At 72.0% G+C, this 22,074-nt stretch carries 18 protein-coding genes and 1 other RNA gene; 8 read left to right on the top strand and 11 right to left on the bottom strand.

Translation table 11 applies throughout. From position 1 onward, the window contains the following. Positions 1–106: 106 nt before the first annotated feature. Positions 107–1,543: a phospholipase D-like domain-containing protein gene (locus tag V3T34_RS04310; protein ID WP_305077434.1), complete on the top strand. Its 1,437-nt coding sequence runs from the start codon at positions 107–109 to the stop codon at positions 1,541–1,543. On the opposite strand, the gene V3T34_RS04315 is transcribed toward V3T34_RS04310, so the two are convergent. The 9 genes from V3T34_RS04315 to rnpB form a co-directional block, all read right to left on the bottom strand. After that, a complete protein-coding gene (locus tag V3T34_RS04315; RefSeq protein ID WP_082742365.1) occupies positions 1,476–2,303 on the bottom strand; it encodes an endonuclease/exonuclease/phosphatase family protein in 828 nt (275 codons plus the stop codon). The genes V3T34_RS04310 and V3T34_RS04315 overlap by 68 nt on opposite strands. A 167-nt stretch (positions 2,304–2,470) precedes the next feature. After that, positions 2,471–3,859: a UDP-N-acetylmuramoyl-L-alanine--D-glutamate ligase gene (murD, locus tag V3T34_RS04320; RefSeq protein ID WP_305077433.1), complete on the bottom strand. Its 1,389-nt coding sequence runs from the start codon at positions 3,857–3,859 to the stop codon at positions 2,471–2,473. Positions 3,860–3,970: 111 nt separating this feature from the next. Then, positions 3,971–5,056, bottom strand: a complete 1,086-nt coding sequence (gene mraY, locus V3T34_RS04325; protein ID WP_060845525.1) for a phospho-N-acetylmuramoyl-pentapeptide-transferase — start codon at positions 5,054–5,056, stop codon at positions 3,971–3,973. Between the two features lie 79 nt (positions 5,057–5,135). Then, entirely contained in the window at positions 5,136–6,593 is a 1,458-nt protein-coding gene (locus V3T34_RS04330) for a UDP-N-acetylmuramoylalanyl-D-glutamyl-2,6-diaminopimelate--D-alanyl-D-alanine ligase (RefSeq protein WP_091886056.1), read from the bottom strand. Beyond that, a complete protein-coding gene (locus V3T34_RS04335) occupies positions 6,590–8,047 on the bottom strand; it encodes a UDP-N-acetylmuramoyl-L-alanyl-D-glutamate--2,6-diaminopimelate ligase (protein WP_305077432.1) in 1,458 nt (485 codons plus the stop codon). The genes V3T34_RS04330 and V3T34_RS04335 overlap by 4 nt, the downstream gene beginning before the upstream one ends. Beyond that, entirely contained in the window at positions 8,044–9,894 is a 1,851-nt protein-coding gene (locus tag V3T34_RS04340) for a peptidoglycan D,D-transpeptidase FtsI family protein (protein WP_407942671.1), read from the bottom strand. The genes V3T34_RS04335 and V3T34_RS04340 overlap by 4 nt, the downstream gene beginning before the upstream one ends. 5 nt (positions 9,895–9,899) lie before the next feature. After that, a complete protein-coding gene (gene ftsL / locus V3T34_RS04345) occupies positions 9,900–10,346 on the bottom strand; it encodes a cell division protein FtsL (RefSeq protein WP_060845521.1) in 447 nt (148 codons plus the stop codon). Then, the gene (rsmH, locus tag V3T34_RS04350) at positions 10,343–11,359 is read right to left on the bottom strand and encodes a 16S rRNA (cytosine(1402)-N(4))-methyltransferase RsmH (protein WP_060845520.1); all 1,017 of its coding nucleotides are present in this window, start codon (positions 11,357–11,359) and stop codon (positions 10,343–10,345) included. Before rsmH ends, ftsL begins: the two co-directional genes overlap by 4 nt. Positions 11,360–11,812: 453 nt before the next feature. After that, positions 11,813–12,241, bottom strand: an RNA gene (gene rnpB / locus V3T34_RS04355) — RNase P RNA component class A. A gap of 206 nt (positions 12,242–12,447) precedes the next feature. Between rnpB and V3T34_RS04360 the strand changes: the two genes are divergently transcribed. Then, positions 12,448–12,618 (top strand): hypothetical protein, encoded by a 171-nt coding sequence (locus V3T34_RS04360; protein ID WP_305077431.1) that lies wholly within the window; start codon positions 12,448–12,450, stop codon positions 12,616–12,618. A gap of 47 nt (positions 12,619–12,665) precedes the next feature. On the opposite strand, the gene V3T34_RS04365 is transcribed toward V3T34_RS04360, so the two are convergent. After that, the gene (locus V3T34_RS04365; RefSeq protein ID WP_305077430.1) at positions 12,666–13,106 is read right to left on the bottom strand and encodes a VOC family protein; all 441 of its coding nucleotides are present in this window, start codon (positions 13,104–13,106) and stop codon (positions 12,666–12,668) included. Positions 13,107–13,338: 232 nt separating this feature from the next. Here V3T34_RS04365 and pepN point away from each other — a divergent pair, with 232 nt between their 5' ends. The 6 genes from pepN to V3T34_RS04395 all read left to right on the top strand — a co-directional run bounded on the left by pepN (position 13,339) and on the right by V3T34_RS04395 (position 21,379). Then, positions 13,339–15,996 carry an aminopeptidase N gene (gene pepN, locus V3T34_RS04370; RefSeq protein WP_331369103.1) on the top strand — a complete coding sequence of 886 codons (2,658 nt, stop codon included), beginning with the start codon at positions 13,339–13,341 and terminating at the stop codon, positions 15,994–15,996. A gap of 199 nt (positions 15,997–16,195) precedes the next feature. Then, positions 16,196–18,592: a PAS domain-containing sensor histidine kinase gene (locus V3T34_RS04375; RefSeq protein WP_060845517.1), complete on the top strand. Its 2,397-nt coding sequence runs from the start codon at positions 16,196–16,198 to the stop codon at positions 18,590–18,592. Positions 18,593–18,732: 140 nt separating this feature from the next. After that, complete coding sequence (locus V3T34_RS04380; protein WP_305077428.1) at positions 18,733–19,005, top strand: hypothetical protein; 273 nt, start codon at positions 18,733–18,735, stop codon at positions 19,003–19,005. Next, positions 19,002–19,400, top strand: a complete 399-nt coding sequence (locus V3T34_RS04385) for a type II toxin-antitoxin system VapC family toxin (protein WP_305077427.1) — start codon at positions 19,002–19,004, stop codon at positions 19,398–19,400. Before V3T34_RS04380 ends, V3T34_RS04385 begins: the two co-directional genes overlap by 4 nt. 11 nt (positions 19,401–19,411) lie before the next feature. After that, complete coding sequence (gene proB / locus V3T34_RS04390) at positions 19,412–20,575, top strand: glutamate 5-kinase (protein ID WP_060845514.1); 1,164 nt, start codon at positions 19,412–19,414, stop codon at positions 20,573–20,575. A gap of 165 nt (positions 20,576–20,740) precedes the next feature. After that, complete coding sequence (locus V3T34_RS04395) at positions 20,741–21,379, top strand: hypothetical protein (protein WP_305077426.1); 639 nt, start codon at positions 20,741–20,743, stop codon at positions 21,377–21,379. A 252-nt stretch (positions 21,380–21,631) separates the two neighbouring features. Here V3T34_RS04395 and V3T34_RS04400 read toward each other — a convergent pair whose 3' ends face one another. Continuing rightward, complete coding sequence (locus tag V3T34_RS04400; RefSeq protein WP_048428297.1) at positions 21,632–21,847, bottom strand: hypothetical protein; 216 nt, start codon at positions 21,845–21,847, stop codon at positions 21,632–21,634. Between the last annotated feature and the right edge of the window lie 227 nt (positions 21,848–22,074).

A 22,074-nucleotide genomic window follows, 5' to 3' on the forward strand; every position in this document is an offset into this window, starting at 1 on the left:
TGGCCGCGCCGCCGAGTGGATTCCGCCTCCATCCTTTCGTATCCGGTGGAACCGATCGGGGCACGGCAGGGCGCGGGCCCTCGGACGGCGCCGGCAGGAGACCCGCGTGGAACACGAGATCTACCGCTGGCTCGGCATCCCGGCCGCGATCCAGTCGGAGGTGCTGGCGCCGATCGGCCTGGCGCTCGCGGTCATCGTCACCGTCCACGTGCTGATGAACAAGCGCGAGGTCGGCGCGGCGATCGGGTGGATCGGCCTCGGCTGGCTCTCGCCGATGCTCGGCAGCCTCCTCTACGTGATGTTCGGCATCAACCGGGTGAGCCGGCGCGCCCGCCGCCTGCCGGTGCTGCCCGGGCCGCGGCCCGGCGCGCCGCCGGCCCCCGTGGCCGAGGTGCCGGAGGCCTTCGCCCCCTTGCGGCGCGCCGTCGAACGGATCAGCGGCCTGCCGCTGGTGGCGGGCAACAGCGTCCGGCGCTACCGCCACGGCGACGAGGCCTATCCGGCGATGCTCCTGGCGATCGCCGAGGCGCAGACCAGCGTCGCGCTGTCGAGCTACATCATGCGCGACGACGACAGCGGCCGGGCCTTCGCGGCGGCGCTCAACGCCGCGCAGGCCAGGGGCGTCGCGGTCTGCGTCCTGATCGACGGCATCGGAAGCGGCTACTTCTTTCCGGCGATGTACCGGCGCCTGCGCGGCCTCGGAATCCCGGCCGGGCTGTTCATGCATTCGGCGCTGCCCTGGCGGATGCCGTTCCTCAACCTGCGCACCCACAAGAAGCTTCTTCTGATCGACGGCCGGGTCGGCTTCGTCGGGGGAGTGAACATCGCCGACGAGAACGTCATGGCGAAGGACCCGCCCGAGCCGGTGCGCGACAGCCATTTCCGCATCGACGGGCCGGTGGTCGGCCAGCTCGCCCAGGCCTTCTGGCGCGACTGGGCCTTCGTCAAGGGCGAGGACCTGGAGGGGCCGGCCTGGTTCCCGCAGATCCCGCCCGCCGGCGCGTCGCTCGCCCGGGTCGTCACCTCGGGGCCGGACGCCGATATCGAGAAGATCGAGTTCGTGGTGCTGGAGGCGCTCGCCACCGCCCGGCACTCGGTGCGCTTCGCCACCCCCTACTTCCTGCCGAGCGAGATGCTGCTGACGGCGCTCGGCCTCGCGGCGATGCGGGGCGTCACGGTCGACGTCATCATCCCGCAGGCGAGCAACCACCGGGTGGTCGACTGGGCGACGCGGGCCCATGTCGGGCCGCTGCTCGAAGCCGGCGTCAGGATCTGGCTCGACCGGCCGCCCTTCGACCACTCGAAGCTGATGGTGGTGGACGACGCCTGGTGCTTCGTCGGCAGCGCCAACTGGGACAGCCGCAGCTTCCGCCTGAACTTCGAGCTCAACGTCGAGGTCTACGACCCCGACTTCGCCGCCGACCTCAACCGGCTGATGCAGGCCAAGATGGAGGCGCGGCTGACCGCCGACGACCTCAACTCTCGCGGGATGGCCGTGCGGCTGCGCGACGCCGCCGTCCGATTGCTGCTGCCATATCTTTGAGCGGCACCCGCTTGCGGAGATCCTCGGCCCGGTCGCGGAACGCCGCGATCCTGTCGCGCAGCGGCTCGCGCCGCCCCTGCGGGTTGCCGGGCTCGAGGTGGACCACGATCGGCCGGTGGTCGGAGGCGCCCCGCGGCAGCACCGCCTGGCCGCGGCAGGTGAGCCCGCGGACCAGGCAGCGGTCGAGGCGCAGGGGCACGATGTCGACCATGGCGTGGGTCGGGTGGCGCGGCCCGACATCGTGGAAGCCCGGCAGCAGGGCGGGCCCGACGATGTTGTAGTCGCCGAGCACGGCGGCGCGCACCGGCAGGTTCTGGGCGATGCGGCGCAGCTGGCGCCGGTTGAGCACCTGGCCGTGCGACAGGTGGACGTTGGCGACCCCGAACGAGCCGAGATCGAGGATCTGGCAGACCCGGTCGATGAGCGCGCCCGAGGGCAGCGTGATCACCCGCGGCGGGCTCGGCCACGGGGTCGGGCTCCACATCGCGAGACCGTGGATGCGCTTCGGCAGCGGCGCCCAGGCGTAGTGCCCGCCGACCCGCGCCTGCAGCTCGGTGATGTCGACGGTGGCCTCCTGCATCAGCAGGAGGTCCGGCTTCTCCTGGGCGATCAGCGCCTCCAGGGCATCGACCGTCGCGCCGGTCCGTCGCAGCAGGTTCCAGCTGATGATCTTGCGTGGCCCCGGCCGGTGCGGGACGTGCGCGGGCGTGGTCGCGGGAGCCTGGGACTCGGCGGGCAGAAGGTGTTGGGGAGGGAGCATGGCACCGGCTGGCAGCGCATGGAGGGGCCGGCACGAGGGCGGATGCGGAAAGGCACCGCCCGGGCGCGCGCCGGGCCCGCGCGAGGCCCGTCCGGCGGCAAGCCCCTTACGCCGATTTGCCCGCCCTGGGAACGCCGCCGCGGATGCGGGAGGGCCGAGGTCGGCGCTCAGGCCCCGGGAGGGCGCAGGCCCGGCAGGGCCCGGACGAGGTCGCGGAACTGGTCGCCGCGATCCTCGAAGCTGCGGAACTGGTCGTAGGAGGCGCAGGCCGGCGAGAGCAGCACCACCGGCTCGCCCGCCGCATCCGCCTCGGCCATCCCGGCGGCCTGCGCGACCGCGGCGGCGAGCGTGCTGCAGCGGCTGAACGGCACATGACCGTCGAGGGTGGCGGCGAAGTCGTCGCTCGCCGCACCGATCAGGTAGGCGTGGGCGACGCGCGGGAAGTACGGCGCGAGGCTCGCGATCCCGCCCTCCTTCGGCTTGCCGCCGAGGATCCAGTGGACCCGTGGGAAGGCCGACAGCGCCTTCTCGGTCGAGTCGGCGTTGGTGGCCTTCGAATCGTTGATGAACAGGACCGGGCCGCGACGCCCGACCTCCTCCATCCGGTGCGGCAGGCCCGGGAAGGTCGCGAGCGCCGCCGCGAAGGCGTCCGGCGTCACGCCGAGCGCGCTCGCCACCGCGTAGGCGATGGCGGCGTTCTGCCAGTTGTGGGCGCCGCGCAGCGACCCGATGCCGGCGAGGTCCGCCACCGGCTCCGCCGGCTCCCGGCGCCCGTCGATGACGATGCCGCCGCGGGCGAGGATGCCCGGTCCCTCCCCCGCCTCGCCGACATGGACCCGGGTGAGCGGCCCCGTGCGACGCGCCGCGATCGCGCGGCAATACGCGTCGTCGACGCCGACGATCGCATGCGCGGCGCCGGTCACCAGCCGCTCCTTGATGGCGGCGTAGCGCGCCATGTCGCCGTGGCGGTCGAGGTGGTCGGGCGTGAGGTTGAGGAGGACGCCGATGGTGGGTGCGAGCGACGGCGTCAGGTCGATCTGGAACGACGACAGCTCGATGACGTGGACGCGCTCCGGCGACGGCGGGGCGAGCGACAGGATGGCCGTGCCGATGTTGCCGCCCATCTGCACGTCGCGTCCGGCGGCCGCCAGGACGTGGGCGATCAGCGCCGTGGTGGTCGACTTGCCGTTGGTGCCGGTGATGGCGACGAAGGGCGCGTCCGGGCTGGTCGCCGCCCGCTCGCGGCAGAACAGCTCGATGTCGCCGATCACCGGGACGCCGGCGGCCGTCGCGAGGTCCACGGTCCAGTGCGGGACCGGGTGGGTCAGGGGCACGCCGGGCGCGAGGACGAGGGCGGCGAAGGTGCTCCACTCCGCCCCGCGCAGGTCGCCGGTCTCGATGCCCTGCTCGCGCGCCGCCGCCATGCGGGCCGGGTTGTCGTCGCAGGCGATCACCCGGGCCCCGCCCGCCTTGAGGCTGAGCGCCGTGGCGAGGCCCGAGCCGCCGAGGCCGAACAGGGCGACCGTCCGGCCGGCGAAGGTGGTGGAGGGTGTCATGCGGGGTTCCGCCGGATGATCGAAGGGCGCCTCCCCCCTCCCGGTGTGGAAGAGGGAAAGCGCCTTCCTTCCAAGCGGCGGCCGAGATTGCAAGGTCCGACCTCGCCGCCCCTACCGCAGCTTGAGCGTCGCCAGGCCGAGCAGCGCCAGCACCACGGCGATGATCCAGAACCGGATCACGACCTGCGGCTCCTTCCAGCCCTTCTGCTCGAAGTGGTGATGGATCGGCGCCATGCGGAAGACGCGCTTGCCGGTGAGCTTGAACGACGCGACCTGGATGATGACCGACAGGATCTCCAGCACGAACAGGCCGCCGACGATGCCGAGCACGATCTCGTGCTTGGTCGCCACCGCCACGGTGCCGAGCAGGCCGCCGAGCGCCAGCGAGCCGGTATCGCCCATGAAGATCTGGGCCGGCGGCGCGTTGAACCACAGGAAGCCGAGGCCCGCCCCGATCAGGGCGCCGCAGATCACCGCCAGCTCGCCGGTGCCTGGAACGTAGTTCACCTGGAGGTAGGAGGCGTAGATGACGTTGCCGACCAGGTAGGCGATGATCCCGAAGGTGGCCGCCGCGATCATCACCGGCACGATGGCGAGCCCGTCGAGGCCGTCGGTGATGTTGACCGCGTTGCCCGCGCCCACGATCACGAAGCCCGCGAAGGCGACGTAGAACAGGCCGAGATTGATGATCGCGTCCTTGAAGACCGGGAAGGCGAGCCGGTAGGCGAGGCCCGGGGCCGAATATTCCGCGATGGCGGTGCAGGCCGCGATCGCGATCAGCGCCTCGAGGCCGAGGCGGAACTTGCCGGAAAAGCCCTTGTGGCTCTGCTTGGTGACCTTGAGGTAGTCGTCGTAGAAGCCGATGGCGCCGAAGCCCAGCGTCACCATCATGACGATCCAGACGTAGTGGTTGCGCGGGTTGGCCCAGAGCACGACCGCCACCAGCGTGCCCGCCAGGATCATCAGTCCGCCCATGGTGGGCGTGCCGCGCTTGGTCAGCAGATGCGATTGCGGGCCGTCCTCGCGGATCGGCTGGCCCTTGCCCTGGCGCAGGCGCAGGAGCGAGATGATCCAGGGCCCGAACCAGAACACGAAGAAGCCGGCGGTGAACAGCGCGCCGCCGGTGCGGAAGGTGATGTAGCGGAAGACGTTGAGCGGCGAGAACACGCCGCTCAGGTCGGAGAGGAGGTAGAGCATCCCAAGGATATCCGATCGTGGGCGAGCGGCAGCGCCGGGCTTATGCCGGCAGCACTGCGACAGCTTCCTGAAGGTGGGCTCAGCCGGACCGGCCGACGGCGAGATCCTGGTCCTGGGCGCCGTAGCGGGCCTTGAGCGCCTCGACGATCCGGCCCATGCGGGTGCTGTTCGAGCCCTTGACCATCACGGCGTCGCCGGGGCGGACGAGATCGAGCACCGGATCGACGAGCTCGGCCGAGGTCGGCCGGGCCGCGGCGCGCCGGGAGGCCGGCAGCGCCTCGAACAGTTCCTGCATCAGCGGGCCGGCGGTGAGGACGAGGTCGATGCCGTGCTCCTCGACCGCCCCGGCCAGCTCGCGGTGCAGGGCGGGCGCGTCCGCGCCGAGCTCCATCATGTCGCCCAGGATCGCGATGCGGCGGCCGGCGGTCTCGGCCCCGGCCAGCGTGCTGAGCGCGGCCCGGATCGAGGCCGGGTTGGCGTTGTAGCTCTCGTCGACGAGCAGCGCCTCGCCGTCGCCGATCCGCAGCATCGTGCGCGCGCCGCGGCCGACGGGCGGGCGCAGCTGGGCCAGCGACAGGGCCGCCAGCGCCAGGTCGGCGCCGAGCGCCTGCACGGCGGCGATGACGGCGAGCGAGTTCAGGGCCGTGTGCCGGCCAGGCGTCCCGAGCTGGTAGGTCACGGCCTGGCCCATCGCCCGCACGTCGACGATCGAGAGGTCGGGCCGCATCACGATGCGCTCGGCCCGCACGTCGGCCTCGCGGTGCTCGCCGAAGCTCACGATGCGACCGGCCCGCGAGGCCAGCGCATGGGCCTTCAGCCGCTCGAAGTTCGGGTTGTCGCGGTTGACGATCGCGACGCCGCCGGGCTCCAGGCCGTAGAAGATCTCGCCCTTGGCGTCGGCGATGCCCGACAGCGAGCGGAAATGCTCGATATGGACCGGCTCGACGGTCGTGACGATCGCGATCTCGGGCCGCACCAGCCGGGTAAGCGGCGCGATCTCGCCGGCATGGTTCATGCCGACCTCGAACACCCCGAACTCGCTCGCGGCCGGCATCCGGCTCAAGGTCAGGGGGACGCCCCAGTGGTTGTTGTAGGAGGCGACCGAGGCGTGGGTGACCCCTTGCGCGGCCAGCACGTGGCGCAGCGCCTCCTTGGTGCCGGTCTTGCCGACCGAGCCGGTGACGGCGAGCACCCGCGCGCCGGTGCGGGCGCGCGCGGCGGCGGCAAGGCCCCGCATGGCGGCGAGCACGCCGTCCTCGTCCCGGGCCGGCACGGCGATCACCGGGCCGGCCTCGGCGAGGTCGGCGGCGCGCTCCTCGGCCACCACCGCGGCGCCGGCGCCGCGGGCGAGCGCGTCGCGCACGAAGTCGTGGCCGTCGCGGGCCTCGCCCCGGATGGCGAAGAACAGGTCCCCGACCTTGAGGGTGCGGGTGTCGATCGAGATTCCGGACAGGTCGCGGGACGCGGCGGCGTCCGCGACGGCGCGGCCGCCCATCGCGGCGGCGGCGGTGTCCAGGGTCCAGAGGGGCTCGGTCATGCGCGGGACTCCTCGATCGCGCTCAGGACCGCGTCGCGGTCGGAGAAGGGCAACGTGCGGTCGCCGATGATCTGGCCGGTTTCATGACCTTTGCCGGCGACCACCAGCACGTCGCCGGCGCGCAGGTCGCGCACCGCCGCCCGGATCGCCTCGGCGCGGTCGCCGATCTCCTCGGCGCCGGGTGCCGCCGCCAGGATCGCGGCGCGGATCGTCGCGGGGTCCTCGCTGCGGGGATTGTCGTCGGTGACGATGACGCGATCGGCCTTCTCGGTCGCGATCCGGCCCATCAGCGGGCGCTTGGCGCGGTCGCGGTCGCCGCCGCAGCCGACGACGCAGACGAGGCGCCCGGTGGTGAAGGTGCGCAACGCGTCTAGGACGTTGGCGAGCGCGTCGGGCTTGTGGGCGTAGTCGACGATGCAGAGCGCATCCCGCACCGTGCCGACCCGCTCGAGCCGTCCGGGCACGCCCGCGAGGTGGCCGAGCGCCGCGATCACCTCGGCCTCGCGCCCGGCGCCGGCCGGGGTCGCGAGCACGAGACCGGCGGCCAGCAGCGCGTTCTCGACCTGGAACGTCCCGACGAGGGGAAGGTCGACCGCATGGGTCGTCCCCGCCACCGCGATCTCGAGGCGCTGGGCGAAGCCCTCCGGGCGGGCGGAGACGAGGCGGACCCCCTCCCCGGCCCGGCCAGTGGTGACGAGGCGGATTCCACGCTCGCGCACCGCCGCAATCACCGCCTGACTCTGCGGCCCGTCGGCGTTGACGACCGCGGTGCCGTCCTCGGGCAGGAGCGTCGTGAACAGCCGGAGCTTCGCCTGGAGGTAGGCCTCCGGCGTGCCGTGGTAGTCGAGGTGGTCGTGGCCGAGATTGGTGAAGCCCGCCGCCGTCAGGCGTACCCCGTCGAGGCGGCTCTGCTCGATGCCGTGCGACGAGGCTTCCATCGCCAGTTCGGTCACGCCGTCGCGGGCGAGCCGGTCGAGGGTCTCGTGCAGGGTGATCGGGTCGGGGGTCGTCAGCGAGCCGTAGGCCGCGCCCGAGGTGGTGATGACGCCGAGCGTGCCGAGGCTCGCCGCCTGCCGGCCGAGACGGCCGAGGATCTGGCGCACGAAGTCGGCGATCGAGGTCTTGCCGCTGGTGCCGGTGACCGCGACGACGGTGCCGGGCTGGCCCGGATGCAGCCGGGCGGCGGCGGCGGCGAGCGCGACGCGCGCGTCCGGCACCGTCAGGTAGGCGACCGGATCGGGCAGGTCGGCCGGACGCGCGCCTTCGGCCACCATCGCGACCGCGCCGGCCGCCGCCGCCTTGGCGGCGAACAACCGGCCGTCGGCGGCGGTGCCGGGCACCGCCAGGAACACGAAGCCGGGCTCGACCTTGCGGCTGTCGGCGGTGAGGCCGGCCACGGGAAGGCCGGCGGCTCGACCGGCCTGCGGAAAAAGGTCGCCGAGGGTGAGGCTCATCGCCCGTCCACCTGGTTGACGTGATAGGCGCCGAGCTTGACCATAAGCGGGAAGGGCTTGGCCGGCGGCTCGAATTGCGGCGGCAGGCCGAGGATCGGGGCGACGCGGGCGATGACCCGGCCGGTCACGACGCCGGAGTTCCAGGCCGCGGTGGCGTAGGAGCCCGATTCCGCCGCGACCGCCTGCGGCTCGTCCATGATCGTGACGAACAGGTATTTGGGCTTGTCCATGGGAGCGGCCGCCATGAAGGTCGTGAACAGCCGGTTCTTGACGTAGCGGCCGCGGATGACCTTCTCGGCGGTGCCGGTCTTGCCGCCGACGTAGTAGTAGGGAATCGCCGCCTTCTTGGCCGAGCCCTCGGTGGCGTTGAGGCGCATGATGTAGCGCATCGCCTCGCTGGTCTGGGCCGAGAGCACCTGCGTCGCCTTCTCGCGCGCCTCGGCCTCGGTCCGCTTGAGGAAGGTCGGCGTCATCAGGAAGCCGCCATTGGCGATCGCCGCCACCGCCGCCGAGGCCTGGAGCGGCGCCACGGCGAGGCCGTGGCCGAACGCGATGGTGATCGTGTTGATCTCGGTCCAGCGCGGCGGGATGATCGGCTCGGCGCTCTCCGGCAATTCGGTGCGCAGGCGGTCGAGCAGGCCCATCTTCTTGAGGAAGGCCTTGTGGCCGGGCACGCCGATGCCGAGCGCCATCTTGGCCGAGCCGATGTTCGACGAGTGGGTGAACACCTCCGGCATCGTGATGACCCGGTTGGTGCCGTGGTACTCGTGGATCTTCTGCCGGCCCCAGTGCAGCACGCCGCCGCGGGTGTCGAAGGTCGAGTTGACGTTGAACTTGCCCGAATCGAGCGCCATGGCGAGTGTCATCGCCTTGAAGGTCGAGCCCATCTCGTAGACGCCGACGTTCATCCGGTTGATGCGGTCGGGATCGAGCGCGTCCTTCGGCTCGTTGGGGTCGAAATCGGGCAGCGAGGCGAGGGCGATCACCTCGCCGGTGGTCACGTCGAGGATCAAGCCGGCCGCCGCCTTGGCGCGGTAATGCTCCATGCCCCAGGCCAGCTCATCGCGCACCGCGTGCTGGGCCCGCAGGTCGATCGACAGCTGGACCGGCGCCATGTCGGCCGACTTCTCGACGAAGCCGAGGCTGGTGAGGTCGCGCAGGCCCTGGCGGTCGATGTACTTCTCGATGCCGGCGATGCCGACATTGTCGAGGTTGGTCACGCCGAGGATGTGGGCGGCCGCGGTGCCGTTCGGGTAGACACGCTTGTGGTCCGGCAGGAAGCCGACGCCCGGGATGCCGAGGCGATGCACCTCGACCTGCTGGCGCGGGGTGATCTCGCGCTTGACCCAGACGAAGCCCTTCTTCGACGACAGCTTCTCGCGCAGGTCGCGGGCGTTGATCTCCGGCAGGACGGCGGTGAGCAGCTCGACCGCCTCGTCCTTGTCGTAGATGTTCTTCGGCTCGGCGAAGACCGAGACGGTGCGGATGTCGGTGGCCAGGATCTCGCCGTTGCGGTCGATGATGTCGGGCCGGATCTGGGTCGTGCCGCCGGCCTCGGCGCGGCGGGCCGAGGCGGTGACCGGATCGTCGGGAAACAGCGCGAAGCTGGCGAGCCGGCCCATCAGGGTGAGGAACACAGCGCCGAAGACCAGGCTGACGAGCCCGACGCGGGCGGCGCTGCGCTCGACCGAGAGGCGGAACATCGCCAGCACGCCGCCGCGCAGCAGCGCGGCGAGGCTGCGGCCGGGCACGGGCTGGGGGGCGTCGTCCACGGGCTGCGCGCCGGTCTCCGGCACGGCGTCCGGGTCGAGGGGAGCGTGAGCCTGGAAGTCCGAATCCTGGGTCACGGCGCCTACCTCTTGGCGGTCGGGGTGCGGGTGGAGGTGGAGCCGGTGGTGCGGGGCTCCTCGGGCCGGGCCGCGGTGGCGCCGGTGGTCGAGGGGGCGCGGTCCTTGGCGGCCGGGGTCGCGGTGGCGCCGAGGCCGAGCGCCTCGAGCTTGCGGGCGATCTCGTCGCCGCGATCGACCTTGGCGGGCAGGTCGGCGAGCCGCGCGAGGTGGCTGGTGCCGATCGGCTCCAGCGTCAGGTACTTGTCGACCGCGCCCTGGAGCCGGTCGGGCCGGGTCAGCAGCTGCCACTCGGCGCGCAGGACCGCGATCGCGTCGCGCTCCTTGCGCAGGCGGGTCTTGAGCTTCGCGACCTGCTCGGCCTGGTAGAGCGTGTCGTACTTGATCGAGTAGGCGTAGATGGCCGAGGCGATGAGCCCGGCGATCGCCGCGAGGTGCAGGAGGCGGATCACCGGCGCCCTCCCCGGGTCTGGGGCTCGGGCAGGGAGGCCAGGGCCTCCAGCGCCGTCAGCGGCGGCGGCGGGGCTGCGTCGGTGCGCTCGCCGGCCCGGAGCTTGGCCGAGCGGGCGCGCGGGTTGGCCCGGCACTCGGCCTCGCCGGCGGCGACCGGGCCCTTGGTGGCGAGGGTGAAGCTGCGGGGCGCGGGCTGCGCCGCCATCGGCAGGTGGCGCGAGGCGGCCACCGCCCGGCCGCTGCGGGCCGAGAAGAACTGCTTGGCGATGCGGTCCTCGAGCGAGTGGAAGGTCACCACCGCGAGGCGTCCGCCCGGGCGCAAGGTCCGCTCGGCCGCGTGCAGGGCCCGCTGCAACTCGCCGAGCTCGTCGTTGACCGCGATGCGCAGGGCCTGGAACGTCCGGGTCGCCGGGTGGATGCCGCTGCCGGGCTCCGCCCGCACGACGCCCGCGACGATCTCCGCGAGCGCCGCCGTGGTCTCGATGCGGCCGCGCCGGCGCGCCTCGATCAGGGCGCGGGCGACCGCGCGGGCCCGGCGCTCCTCGCCGTAATGGTAGATCACGTCGGCGAGCGCGGCCTCGGAGGCCTCGTTGACGAGGTCGGCGGCGCTCTCGCCGGCCCGCTCCATCCGCATGTCGAGGGGGCCCTCGAACCGGAACGAGAAGCCGCGCTCGGGCTGGTCGAGCTGCATCGACGATACGCCGATGTCGAGGACGACGCCGTCGGCGTCGGCGAAGCCGTGGTCGCGCGCCAGGGCGTCGAGGTCGCCGAAGCGGCCCTGGACCAGGACGAGGCGACCGGCCTCCCGCTCCACCAGCGCCTGCCCGGCGGCGATCGCGGTCGGGTCGCGGTCGATGGCGAGCACCTGGTTGCCCGGATGGGCGGCGAGAATGGCCCTGGTATAGCCGCCGGCCCCGAAGGTGCCGTCGATGATGCGGGCCGGCGCGTCGCCGAGGCGCAGCGCGCCCAGGACCTCGTCGAGCAGGACCGGAATGTGGGGCGCGTCGGTCACGGCCGGCCTCCCGAGACGACGACACACCGCGCGCGGCGAGCGCGCTCTGACGCGTGACGATCCATGGTGCTCCGCAGTCCGCACGAGCCGGGCCGAGGCCGGCCGGGTCCGGCGCCGGGGCGCCGCTCTGTCCACGCCCGACATCGCCGCGCGGCCATCGGGCCCGCTCGCGCGGGACGTGGTCGCCGGTGCGGGAATCGCCGGGAACGGGGTGGCTCGGGGTATCATGGGCCTCTGGGGTCGTCAACGCGAGGGCACACGCGACGGGCAGCACCCGTCCGTGTGCCATCAGAGACCAGCAAGGTTAACGAAGGCTTGTGCCCGACGGCGGGCGTCCCGGGAAAGTCGAGGCCGTGCCGCCTGTTCGCGGGGTGCGCCGCGCTCTACGTCGACAAATCCTCGCGCCCGGCGGGTTCGCGCCGCGGGGCGGAGGATGTGATCATCGGGAAATTGGGTATCAGCCGGCCTGTAAGCCGGGTTCTGTATGGCCCGGAGGATCCGCGAGGATCGCCCGAACGTGGCGGCCATTCCTCTGGGACGGCCGTTGCCGGCCGCCTCGAGCAACCAACCCGGGCGACGGGCCTGAAGAAGCCCTGCGCGACGAGCGCGCGTGCCGCCCCTATTCGGTTTTGCTCCCGGTGGGGTTTGCCGTGCCGTCCGCGTTGCCGCGTCCGCGGTGCGCTCTTACCGCACCCTTTCACCCTGGCCGGCCCGGATCCGCGAGGATCCGCCCGGTGGTCTGCTCTCTGTGGCACTGTCCCTGGGGTCGCCCCCGCCGGACGTTATCCGGCACCGTCTCTTCATGGAGCCCGGACTTTCCTCCCCGGTCCCGCGCACGGGCGAACCCGCTGACAGGACCGGAGCGGCCGCCCGGCCGGCTGACGCCGCCGATGTGCGACGCGGGAGCCGCCGCGTCAAGGCGCAGGCGCCACGGCCATGCCCGCGTCGAGGACGTAAGGGGACGCGGGCGCATCCGCGTCGAGGCGGCAGCCGCGCCCGATCGGCTTGCCGGACCCTGGATACTCCCTACCTGCTTTTCTCAAGGCCGGCGTCACGGACGCGTGCGGCCGACACGGGAGGCAACCCTGATGAGCGAGAACATCGAGGCGGGCTGGACGCTCGACACCGTGCAGCAACTGCGGGCCATGGCCCGGGAGGGCGTCCCGGCCTCGGTCATGAGCCTGAAGCTCAAGCGACCGGTCACGGCGATCCACGCCAAGCTCGCCGAGCTCGGCATCACGCCGGCCGCCGGGGCCTGATCTGAAGACGCGGGCGGGCCCCGACGGCGGCCCGCCCGCACCGGCCTTTACCAGCTGCCGGTGTTCTGCATCGAGGCCCAGGGCTCCTGCGGCGGCTTTGCGCCGCCCTTCTGCAGGATCTCGATCGAGATGCCGTCCGGCGAGCGCACGAAGGCCATGTGGCCGTCCCGCGGCGGGCGGTTGATGGTCACGCCGGCATCCTGCAGCTTCTGGCAGGTCGCGTAGATGTCGTCGACCTGGTAGGCCAGGTGGCCGAAGTTGCGCCCGCCGGTATACTCCTCCGGGTCCCAGTTGTAGGTCAGCTCGAGCAGCGGCGACTTGGTGTCCTTCGCCCGCGCGGCGTCGCCCGGGGCGGCCAGGAACACCAGGGTGAAGCGGCCCTTCTCGCTCTCGGTGCGGCGCACCTCCTGCAGGCCGAACTTGTTGCAGTAGAAGTCCAGCGCACGCTCGAGATCGGCGACGCGGACCATCGTGTGCAGGTATTCCATGGCGCTCTCTCGTCCTCGTGGTCGGGCGCACGGGAGCCGCCCGGTTTCGGCGTCGTAGCTAGGGCGCGGGTCGGCCTCCGGGGAGCCCTCTCCTGCCGGGGCCTCCCTCACCCGGAGCCCCGGCATCGCTCCGGCGTTGCGCTGGGGCCGACGGCGGTGCAAAGGCTGATTCCTTACCCTGTTCCCCCGCCCTGTTCCCCCGCGCCGTTCGCGAGCGCCCGCGAGACCCGCCATGCAGACGATCGTCCGCCTCGCCGATTACCGCCCCAGCGACTACCTGATCGACCGGGTCGACCTCGACGTGCGCCTGCATCCGACCGAGACGCGGATCACCGCGACCCTGGGCTTGCGGCCGAACCCGGCGGGCGAACCGGGCGCGCCGCTCGTCCTCGACGGTGACGAGCTGACGCTCGTCGCCATCGCGCTCGACGGCCAGCCGACCGGCCCCGGCGCCATCGAGGTGACGCCCCGGTCGCTCACCCTGCACCAGCCGCCGCAGCGTCCCTTCGTGCTCGAGATCGAGACGCAGGTGAACCCGAGCACCAACACCAAGCTGATGGGGCTCTACCGCTCGAACGGCGTCTACTGCACCCAGTGCGAGGCCGACGGCTTCCGGCGCATCACCTACTTCCTCGACCGGCCGGACGTGATGGCGGTCTTCACCACCCGGATCGAGGGCAGCCGCGACGCCGCGCCGGTGCTGCTCGGCAACGGCAACCCGGTCGCGCAGGGCGAGGCGGGCCCGGGCCGGCACTACGCGATCTGGCACGACCCCCACCCAAAGCCCGCCTACCTGTTCGCCCTCGTCGGCGGCCGGCTCGGCCGCGTCGGCTCCCGCTTCACCACGATGGAGGGCCGCGACGTCGAGATCGCGGTCTACGTCGAGCCCGGCAAGGAGGGGCGCGCCGACTTCGCCCTCGACGCGGTCGCCCGCTCGATGGCCTGGGACGAGCGCACCTTCGGCCGCGCCTACGACCTCGACGTCTTCAACGTCGTCGCGGTCTCCGACTTCAACATGGGCGCGATGGAGAACAAGGGCCTCAACATCTTCAACGACAAATACGTGCTGGCCAGTCCCGAGACCGCGACCGACGCGGACTACGCCAACATCGAGGCGATCATCGCGCACGAGTACTTCCATAACTGGTCCGGCAACCGTGTGACCTGCCGCGACTGGTTCCAACTCTGCCTCAAGGAAGGCCTGACGGTCTTTCGCGACCAGGAATTCTCGTCCGACGAGCGCTCGCGCCCGGTCCACCGAATCGCCGAGGTGAGGACGCTCCGCGCCCGCCAGTTCCCGGAGGATGCCGGGCCGCTGGCCCACCCGGTGCGGCCGCAGGCCTATCGCGAGATCAACAACTTCTACACCGCGACGGTCTACGAGAAGGGCGCCGAGATCGTCCGGATGCTGCGCACGCTCCTCGGGCCCGAGACCTTCCGGGCCGGCATGGACCGGTACTTCACCACCTGCGACGGCACCGCCGCCACGGTCGAGGACTTCCTGGCCGCCTTCGCCGCCGAGAGCGGTCGGGATCTCGCCGCCTTTTCCCGCTGGTACGCCCAGGCCGGTACCCCGACCGTCGCGGTCTCGGGTGCCTACGACGCCGCCGCGCGAACCTATACGCTGACCTTCCGCCAGAGCCTTCCGGTCGTCGCCACCGAGGCGGCCGCCGGTGCCGCGCCCCAGCCCCTGGTGATCCCGATCGCGCTCGGCCTCGTCGCTCCCGGCGGCGGCCCGGTCGCGGCGGCGAGCGAGCGGGTGCGCGACGGGGTGTTCGTGCTCGACCGGGCCGAGGACGCGCTGGTCTTCACCGGGCTGGACGCGGCACCGGTGCCGTCGCTGTTTCGCGGATTCTCGGCGCCGGTGAAGGTCGAGCATGCGCTGACCCGCGACGAGCGCCTGACGCTGCTCGCCCATGACCGCGACGCCTTCAACCGCTGGCAGGCGGCCCAGAGCCTCGCCATGGAGGCGCTGGTCGGCCGCGCCCGCGCGAATGCCCCGCTGGCCGAGGAGGCCGGGACGGAGGGCGCGGGCCTCGCCGCCGCGCTGGCGACCTTCCTCGATGGCGAGGCCCTCGCCGATCCGGCCTTCGCCGCCCTGGTCCTGACCCTGCCGGGCGAGCAGGAGATCGCCCAGGCGATCGGCGCCGAGATCGACCCCGACGCGATCTGGCGCGCGCGCCAGACCCTGCGGGTGCAGCTCGGCCGCGACCTCGGGCCCCGGCTCCTGGCGCTGCGCGAGGCGCTGGTCGAGCCGGAGGGCGCGCCGTTCAGCCCGGACGCCGCGAGCGCCGGGCGCCGCGCCCTGCGCAACGCCGCCCTCGACCTCGTGACCGCGGCCGACCCGCAGGCCGGTACCGCCCTGGCGCTGGGTCAGGTCGAGAACGCCGCGACGATGACCGATCGTCTCGCGGCGCTCGCCACCCTGAGCCTCGTGCCGGGCGCAGCCCGGGAGGCGGCGCTCGCCCGCTTCGGCGAGACCTATCGCGGCGAGCCCCTGGTGCTCGACAAGTGGTTCGCCCTCCAGGCGATGATCCCGGAGGCCGGCACCCTGGAGCGGGTCCGCGGCCTGATGCACCACGCGGCCTTCTCGCTCGGCAACCCGAACCGGGTCCGCTCGCTGATCGCGAGCTTCAGCCTCAACAATCCGACCCAGTTCCACCGCCCGGACGGGGCCGGCTACGACCTGACCGCCGAGGTGGTGCTGGCCCTCGACGGAAAAAATCCGCAAGTCGCGGCCCGCCTGCTAACTGCCTTCAATACTTGGCGTATGGTCGAGGGCGGGCGCCGCCTCCACGCCGAGGCGGCCCTGCGGCGGGTGGCGCAGGCGCCGGGCCTCTCCCCCGACGTCAGCGACATCGTCGGGCGCTCGCTCGCCCCGGCGAGATAATGCACAAGCCCCTGTGAGAACTGGCAGAATCGCGCAGGACGCCCGGCCGCCCGGCCCCCGGATCACTGGTTAACACTTCATTTCCGGGATGCGGGGCGCTGGACAAAATGCTTGTGGAAATGCCAGATTGAGGCTCGATTCGGGGGCCCGCTGAAAACCTCCGCGGCATCTGTCTTTCTGTTCCGTTGGGGGTTTGGGTATGCTGGAGGCGGATCCCGCCCCCTTCTCGGAGCGTGCCGCGACGATCCTCGGGATCAGCCGGTCTTCGAAGACGGCGCACCAGCGTCTTGCCCATGCGGAATCCTGGCTGCGCTTCGCCGTCCCGGCGATGCTGGCGGCCTTCCTGATCTGCCTCGCCACCGTCACCGCCCTGCAGCTCACCGGTCACCGCGAGGAGGTGGTGGGCGATGCGCGGCGCGAGATCGACCTCGTCGCCCGCCTTCTGGCCGGCACGCTGCCGACGGCGCTGGCCCGGCCCGCCTCGCTGCCCGGTTTGGGCCTCCCCGAGACGGCGACGCCCGCGACCCTGCGCGAGCGGCTGGTCCGCCTGCTTCCCGTCGGCAGCCTGCCGGCCGGCCGCACCGTCCTGCTGGTCGGCGCCGACGATGCGATCCTGGCCGCCCTGCCGGAGCGCCCGGGCCTGCCCCGGAGCTTCGCCGAACTCGTCGGCGAGGTGCAGGTGCTCGGCATCATGGGCGAGCGCGCCGGCGTGCTGCCGGTGGTGCTCGGCAACGGCGAGCGGGCGCTCGCCACCGTGCGGACGGTGACGGGGGGCGCCGGGGTCGCGCAGGTCGCGGTGGTCCAGACCCTCGATTCGGTGACGGCGATCTGGGGGACCCGGGCGCGCACCGCCGCGGTGCTGGTCGGCGCGGTGGCGCTGGTGGTGGTCTGCACCGGCCTCGCCTACGCGCTCCAGGCCGACCGGGCGCGGGCCGTCGACCGGGTCTGCGAGCAGGTCCGCCAGCGCCTGGACACGGCGCTCGGCCGCGGCCGTTGCGGCCTGTGGGACTGGGACATCCCGCGCGGCCGGATCTACTGGTCGGATTCGATGTACCAGCTCCTCGGCTACGTCCGGGAGCAGGAGTTCCTCTCCTTCGGCGACGTCAACGCCCTCGTCCACCCCGACGACACCGACCTCTACGGGCTGGCCCGCCAGCTGGCAGCCCGCGACACCACCGTCGACCACGAGTTCCGCATCCGCGGCGCCGGCGGCGAGTGGGTCTGGCTCAAGGCCCGGGCCGAGATCGTCCAGGACCTCGAGGATAACGGCCGCCACCTCGTCGGCATCGTCATCGACATCTCGGAGCAGCGCCGTCTCGCCGAATCGACCGCCACCGCCGACATGCGCCTGCGCGACGCGGTCGAGGCGGTGTCCGAGGCCTTCGTGCTGTGGGACGCACAGAACCGCCTCGTCCTGTGCAACTCGAAGTTCCGGCGCCTGCACGCGCTGACCACGGACGAGGCCCAGCCGGGCCGGCGCTACGACGCCATCATGGGCCGCGCCGCGCTGCCGACCGTGCGGCGCGAGATCCCCGCCGGCGAGTTCCCGGAGGCCGGGGCCCGCACCTTCGAGGCCGAGCTCGCCGACGGGCGCTGGCTGCAGATCAGCGAACGCCGCACCAAGGACGGCGGCTACGTCTCGGTCGGCACCGACATCACGGCGCTCAAGCGGCACCAGGAGCGGCTGGTGGAATCCGAGCGCCAGCTCATCGCCACCATCTCCGACCTCAAGCGCTCGCGCCGCACCCTCGAGATCCAGACCCAGCAGCTCGCCGACCTCGCCGAGCGCTACCTCGACCAGAAGGCCCAGGCCGAGAGCGCCAACCGCTCGAAATCCGAGTTCCTGGCCAACATGAGCCACGAGTTGCGCACCCCGCTGAACGCCATCCTGGGCTTCGCCGAGGTGATGGAGAGCGAGGTGTTCGGGTCGCTCGGCTCGGAGAAGTACCGCGAATATTGCCGCGACATCCGATCGAGCGGGCACTACCTGCTCTCGGTCATCGACGACATCCTCGACATGTCGCGCATCGACGCCCGCCGGGTGAAGCTCGCCAAGCAGCCGGTCGCCGTGAGCGAGGCGCTGGAGCGCGCCCTCAAGCTCATCGCCGAGCCGGCCCGCGCCAAGGGCCTCACCGTCAGCGTCGAGATGAGCGCCGACACCCTGGTGATGGCCGACGAGCGCGCCCTGCACCAGATCCTGGTCAACCTGCTCCAGAACGCCGTGAAGTTCACCCCCGAGGCCGGCCGGGTCGCGGTGCGCACCCGCCGCGCCCTCGACGCCGTCCACATCTTCGTCGAGGACAGCGGCATCGGCATCCCGAAGGCGGCGCTGCCGAAGCTCGGCTACCCGTTCGAGCAGGTCGAGACCAACTTCGCCCGCAGCTACAAGGGCTCCGGCCTCGGCCTCGCCATCGCCCGCTCGCTCGCCGAGCTCCACGGCGGCGGCCTGCGCATCCGCTCCGAGGAGGGCATCGGCACGATCGTGCTGGTCCGCCTGCCCCGCCCCGGCCTCAACGAGGCCGCCGCCGCGCAGGACGCGGCCCAGGACAGCGCCTACCCGGACATCGTGCGGGAAACCGCCGCCCTCGAGGCGTGAGGGACGCCGCGCCCATCCCTGATAGCTGTGAGACGGGGGCCCAGAAGAACGAACCCGCGAACGAACTCCCTTGCCGTCGTCTCCGCGCCCTGGCTGCGCCGGCCCGCTTGCCATAGACTTGTCTCCGCGAGGAGACCACGATGACCGAGCGGCTCATCATCAAGGGCGACGAGATCGTCGGGATCGCCGAGCGGGTCGCGCAGCGGCTCGGCACGACGCCGAGCGAGGCCGTGATCGGCCTCCTGCGCGAGGCGGAAGTACGCTCCGCTGCGCCCGCTGCGTCACTGACGCCCGCCCAGACGAGCGACTACGATGCCTTGCGTAGGTTGACGAAGGCGACGGCACCTCATAGGCGGCCGGGCGCCACCTCGAACCACTCGGACCTCTACGCCGAGGACGGCCTGCCGGCATGATCGTGCTCGACACGTCGGCGCTGGTGGCGATCGCCCTGGACGAGCCGGAGAGCGAAGCCTTTTCTCGTATCAGTGCCGTCAATGGAATGGCGCGCGTCGGGACGCCGACGCTCGTCGAAACCGCCATGGTTCTCGAAGCGCGCCTGTCGGCAGGTGCCGAACACTTCCTCGACGGCCTGATGGCCCTCCCCTCTCTCCGTTCGGTCGACTTCGACCATCGGATGGTTCGAGCCGCCCGGGATGCCTTTCTGCGCTTCGGGCGCGGTCGCGGCCACCCCGCGCGGTTGAACATGGGGGACTGCATGGCTTACGCCGTGGCCAAGGTCTGGCGCCTGCCGCTCCCCTTCAAGGGGGACGACTTCGTCGACACGGACCTCACTCCCGCCGCACCCTGACGTTCGGTTCCATGCTCACGACCTCCGCGCCCGGTTCCCAGGACACCCCTCCCTTCACGCCCAGCCTCGACCAGTTCCGCCGCGTCGTCCTGAAGGTTGGCTCGGCGCTCCTCGTCGACCGGGCGCGGGGGCGGCTGCGCCACGCCTGGCTCGCGGCGCTCGCCGAGGACATCGCCGACCTGCACGGGCGCGGCGTCGACGTGCTGGTGGTGTCCTCGGGCTCGATCGCGCTCGGGCGCACGGTGCTGGGCTTCGGCCCCGGCCCGCTGCGGCTGGAGGAGAGCCAGGCCGCCGCCGCCGTGGGGCAGATCGCGCTCGCCCGCCACTGGTCGGAGGCGCTCGCCCATCACGGCATCGTCGCCGGCCAGATCCTGGTGACGCCGCAGGACACCGAGGAGCGCCGGCGCTACCTCAACGCGCGCGCCACTACCCTGAAGCTCCTGGAGGAGCGCGCCGTCCCGGTCGTCAACGAGAACGACACGGTGGCGACCTCGGAGATCCGCTACGGCGACAACGACCGCCTCGCCGCCCGGGTCGCCACGATGATCGGCGCCGACCTCCTGGTGCTGTTCTCCGACATCGACGGGCTCTACACCGCCCCCCCGGCGAGCGACCCGGCCGCGCGACACCTGCCGGTGATCGCCCGGATCACCCCGGAGATCGACGCGATGGCGGGGGGGCCTGCCTCGGAACTCTCGCGCGGCGGCATGCGCACCAAGGTCGAGGCGGCCAAGATCGCGATCCAGGGCGGCACCCAGATGATGATCGCCGACGGCCGCGGCAAGAATCCGCTCAAGGCGGTGGCGAACGGCGCGCGCTGCTCGTGGTTCCTCGCCGGCTCGACGCCGGGCGCGGCGCGCAAGACCTGGATCGGCGGCTCGCTCGAGCCCCGCGGCACGCTCACGATCGATGCCGGCGCGGCCCGAGCGCTGCAGGGCGGGGCGAGCCTGCTGCCGGTCGGCGTCACCCGGGTCGAGGGCAGCTTCGGCCGCGGCGACGCGGTGACGATCCGCTCGGGCGACGGCCTCGTCCTCGCCCGCGGCCTCGTCGCCTACGACAGCGACGACGCCGCCCGCATCCTCGGCCGGTCGAGCCGGGAGATCGAGGCGGTGCTGGGCTATCCCGGCCGGGCGGCGATGGTGCACCGGGACGATCTGGCGCTGGTGGGGGATTGAGACACTTTCCGGGCGTGCCTGCTGATCGAACCGTTCTCGCGTCGACGACACCCCGTATCGAAGAGGGCGGCTGAGGCCGAGGGACGGATATCGGGGCCCGTCGTGCAAAGGCCGCGGTTCGTCGCCGGTTCGTGCGACCTGCAACACCCAGCACACGCGGGAATCATGGGCGCCTTCTTAATCCGCTACCGGTGGCTGACGGTTGCTCTCCTCGTCGTCGTTGCCTTCGCGGTCGTCTTCGGCATCTGGTCGCGATGGATCACAGCCGATCCCCTGGACGCGTCCCTCTCCTTGTCGCCTCCCGGTCGGGTCGAGACGGACGTGTTCGTCCGCCTGTCCTGCCCGCACAGGCTCCGTCTCCATCTGTCCAGCAAGACGCGCGCACGCGAGGACATGCGGCGCCTCGTCGGGCGGTACGGAACGGCCGAGGGGATCGACATTCCGTTGCAATGGTCCTTCCGCGACATGGCCGGGCAGCCGGTGGCCTGGGGCAAAGCAGAGAATATCGGGAGCGATGGGTTCGACGCGGAGGGATTCTACCGCGCCGTAAGCACATCGCTTCCTCTTCCTCCCGGAAAGTACCGGTTGAGCGCGGCCCTGACGGAGGAGATGGCAGGATTTCAGGACGTTTCCGCCCAGATGTCCTTCCGGTGCCACCCTAAAGCCTCGGCGGGATGGCAAACCGATCTGCTGTTCTTCGGATCTTTCGCCTGGCTCCTCGCCTGGCCGATCATGGCGATACTGGCATTGTGGCTGGCCGCCTCGGCGCTTCGCGATCGGGGGCGGGCACGAGCGGTGCGGTGATCGCGGGAGCTTCCGTCGTACACACGTGCCGAGGGCGACTCGGTTTCGGCTCCCGCGATTCGGGGCCTGCCCTCGGTCGTCCCGGTCGCGTGCGCAGCCTCGAGGCGAGGACAACTCGGGTCGAGCCCGCTGCGCGATCCGTCGAAGCCGAGCAGCGCCCAAACACCAAGAAGGCGCCTGAGGGGCGTGAGCCGCCCCTGGCGCCTTGCTTGACCATCGAGTGGGTTGCCCCGGCTCGCCGGGGCGGTGCGATCAGCAGAAGTGCTGGCCGATCCGGCGCTCGAGATCGTCGGTGATTCGTCCGCCGTTGACCTCGACGTACTCGCCGATCTGGCGCTCCAGGCGACGCTGGTTGGCGGCGTGGATCGCGTGGACCATGCGGCTCACGAGGGTGAGGATGCCGGGCTCCATGTCGGAGCGCTCGTCGATGGCGGGGGCGATGAGAGAGTGAGTGATGACCGCGAGCATCGGGATCTCCTGTGAGATTGCGCGCGGGCGTTTCCGGTGTTCTTGTTGCAACGCAATATGGACGCTGCCGCGCTGCACACAAGCGTCGCGGGTGCAGCGGCGCCATGCGATTCCGGCATGACGATTCCGGCGCGCCGGTTAACCCGGTGGTGACGCTTGGTCGTTCCGGGACAATGGCTTGCCCGGGGTTGACCCCGGGGAGCCGAGAGGTCAATCACCCCGTCGCC

It is taken from the genome of Methylobacterium ajmalii, assembly GCF_036448855.1.
GTDB lineage: Bacteria > Pseudomonadota > Alphaproteobacteria > Rhizobiales > Beijerinckiaceae > Methylobacterium > Methylobacterium ajmalii.

What these genes read in the sequence shown, in the direction of transcription:
- V3T34_RS04315 (WP_082742365.1), bottom strand. Translation starts at nt 2,303, where the DNA reads ATGCTCCCTCCCCAACACCTTCTGCCCGCCGAGTCCCAGGCTCCCGCG.
- murD (WP_305077433.1), bottom strand. Translation starts at nt 3,859, where the DNA reads ATGACACCCTCCACCACCTTCGCCGGCCGGACGGTCGCCCTGTTCGGC.
- mraY (WP_060845525.1), bottom strand. Translation starts at nt 5,056, where the DNA reads ATGCTCTACCTCCTCTCCGACCTGAGCGGCGTGTTCTCGCCGCTCAAC.
- V3T34_RS04330 (WP_091886056.1), bottom strand. Translation starts at nt 6,593, where the DNA reads ATGACCGAGCCCCTCTGGACCCTGGACACCGCCGCCGCCGCGATGGGC.
- V3T34_RS04335 (WP_305077432.1), bottom strand. Translation starts at nt 8,047, where the DNA reads ATGAGCCTCACCCTCGGCGACCTTTTTCCGCAGGCCGGTCGAGCCGCC.
- V3T34_RS04360 (WP_305077431.1), top strand. Translation starts at nt 12,448, where the DNA reads ATGAGCGAGAACATCGAGGCGGGCTGGACGCTCGACACCGTGCAGCAA.
- V3T34_RS04365 (WP_305077430.1), bottom strand. Translation starts at nt 13,106, where the DNA reads ATGGAATACCTGCACACGATGGTCCGCGTCGCCGATCTCGAGCGTGCG.
- pepN (WP_331369103.1), top strand. Translation starts at nt 13,339, where the DNA reads ATGCAGACGATCGTCCGCCTCGCCGATTACCGCCCCAGCGACTACCTG.
- V3T34_RS04375 (WP_060845517.1), top strand. Translation starts at nt 16,196, where the DNA reads ATGCTGGAGGCGGATCCCGCCCCCTTCTCGGAGCGTGCCGCGACGATC.
- V3T34_RS04380 (WP_305077428.1), top strand. Translation starts at nt 18,733, where the DNA reads ATGACCGAGCGGCTCATCATCAAGGGCGACGAGATCGTCGGGATCGCC.
- V3T34_RS04385 (WP_305077427.1), top strand. Translation starts at nt 19,002, where the DNA reads ATGATCGTGCTCGACACGTCGGCGCTGGTGGCGATCGCCCTGGACGAG.
- proB (WP_060845514.1), top strand. Translation starts at nt 19,412, where the DNA reads ATGCTCACGACCTCCGCGCCCGGTTCCCAGGACACCCCTCCCTTCACG.
- V3T34_RS04395 (WP_305077426.1), top strand. Translation starts at nt 20,741, where the DNA reads ATGGGCGCCTTCTTAATCCGCTACCGGTGGCTGACGGTTGCTCTCCTC.
- V3T34_RS04400 (WP_048428297.1), bottom strand. Translation starts at nt 21,847, where the DNA reads ATGCTCGCGGTCATCACTCACTCTCTCATCGCCCCCGCCATCGACGAG.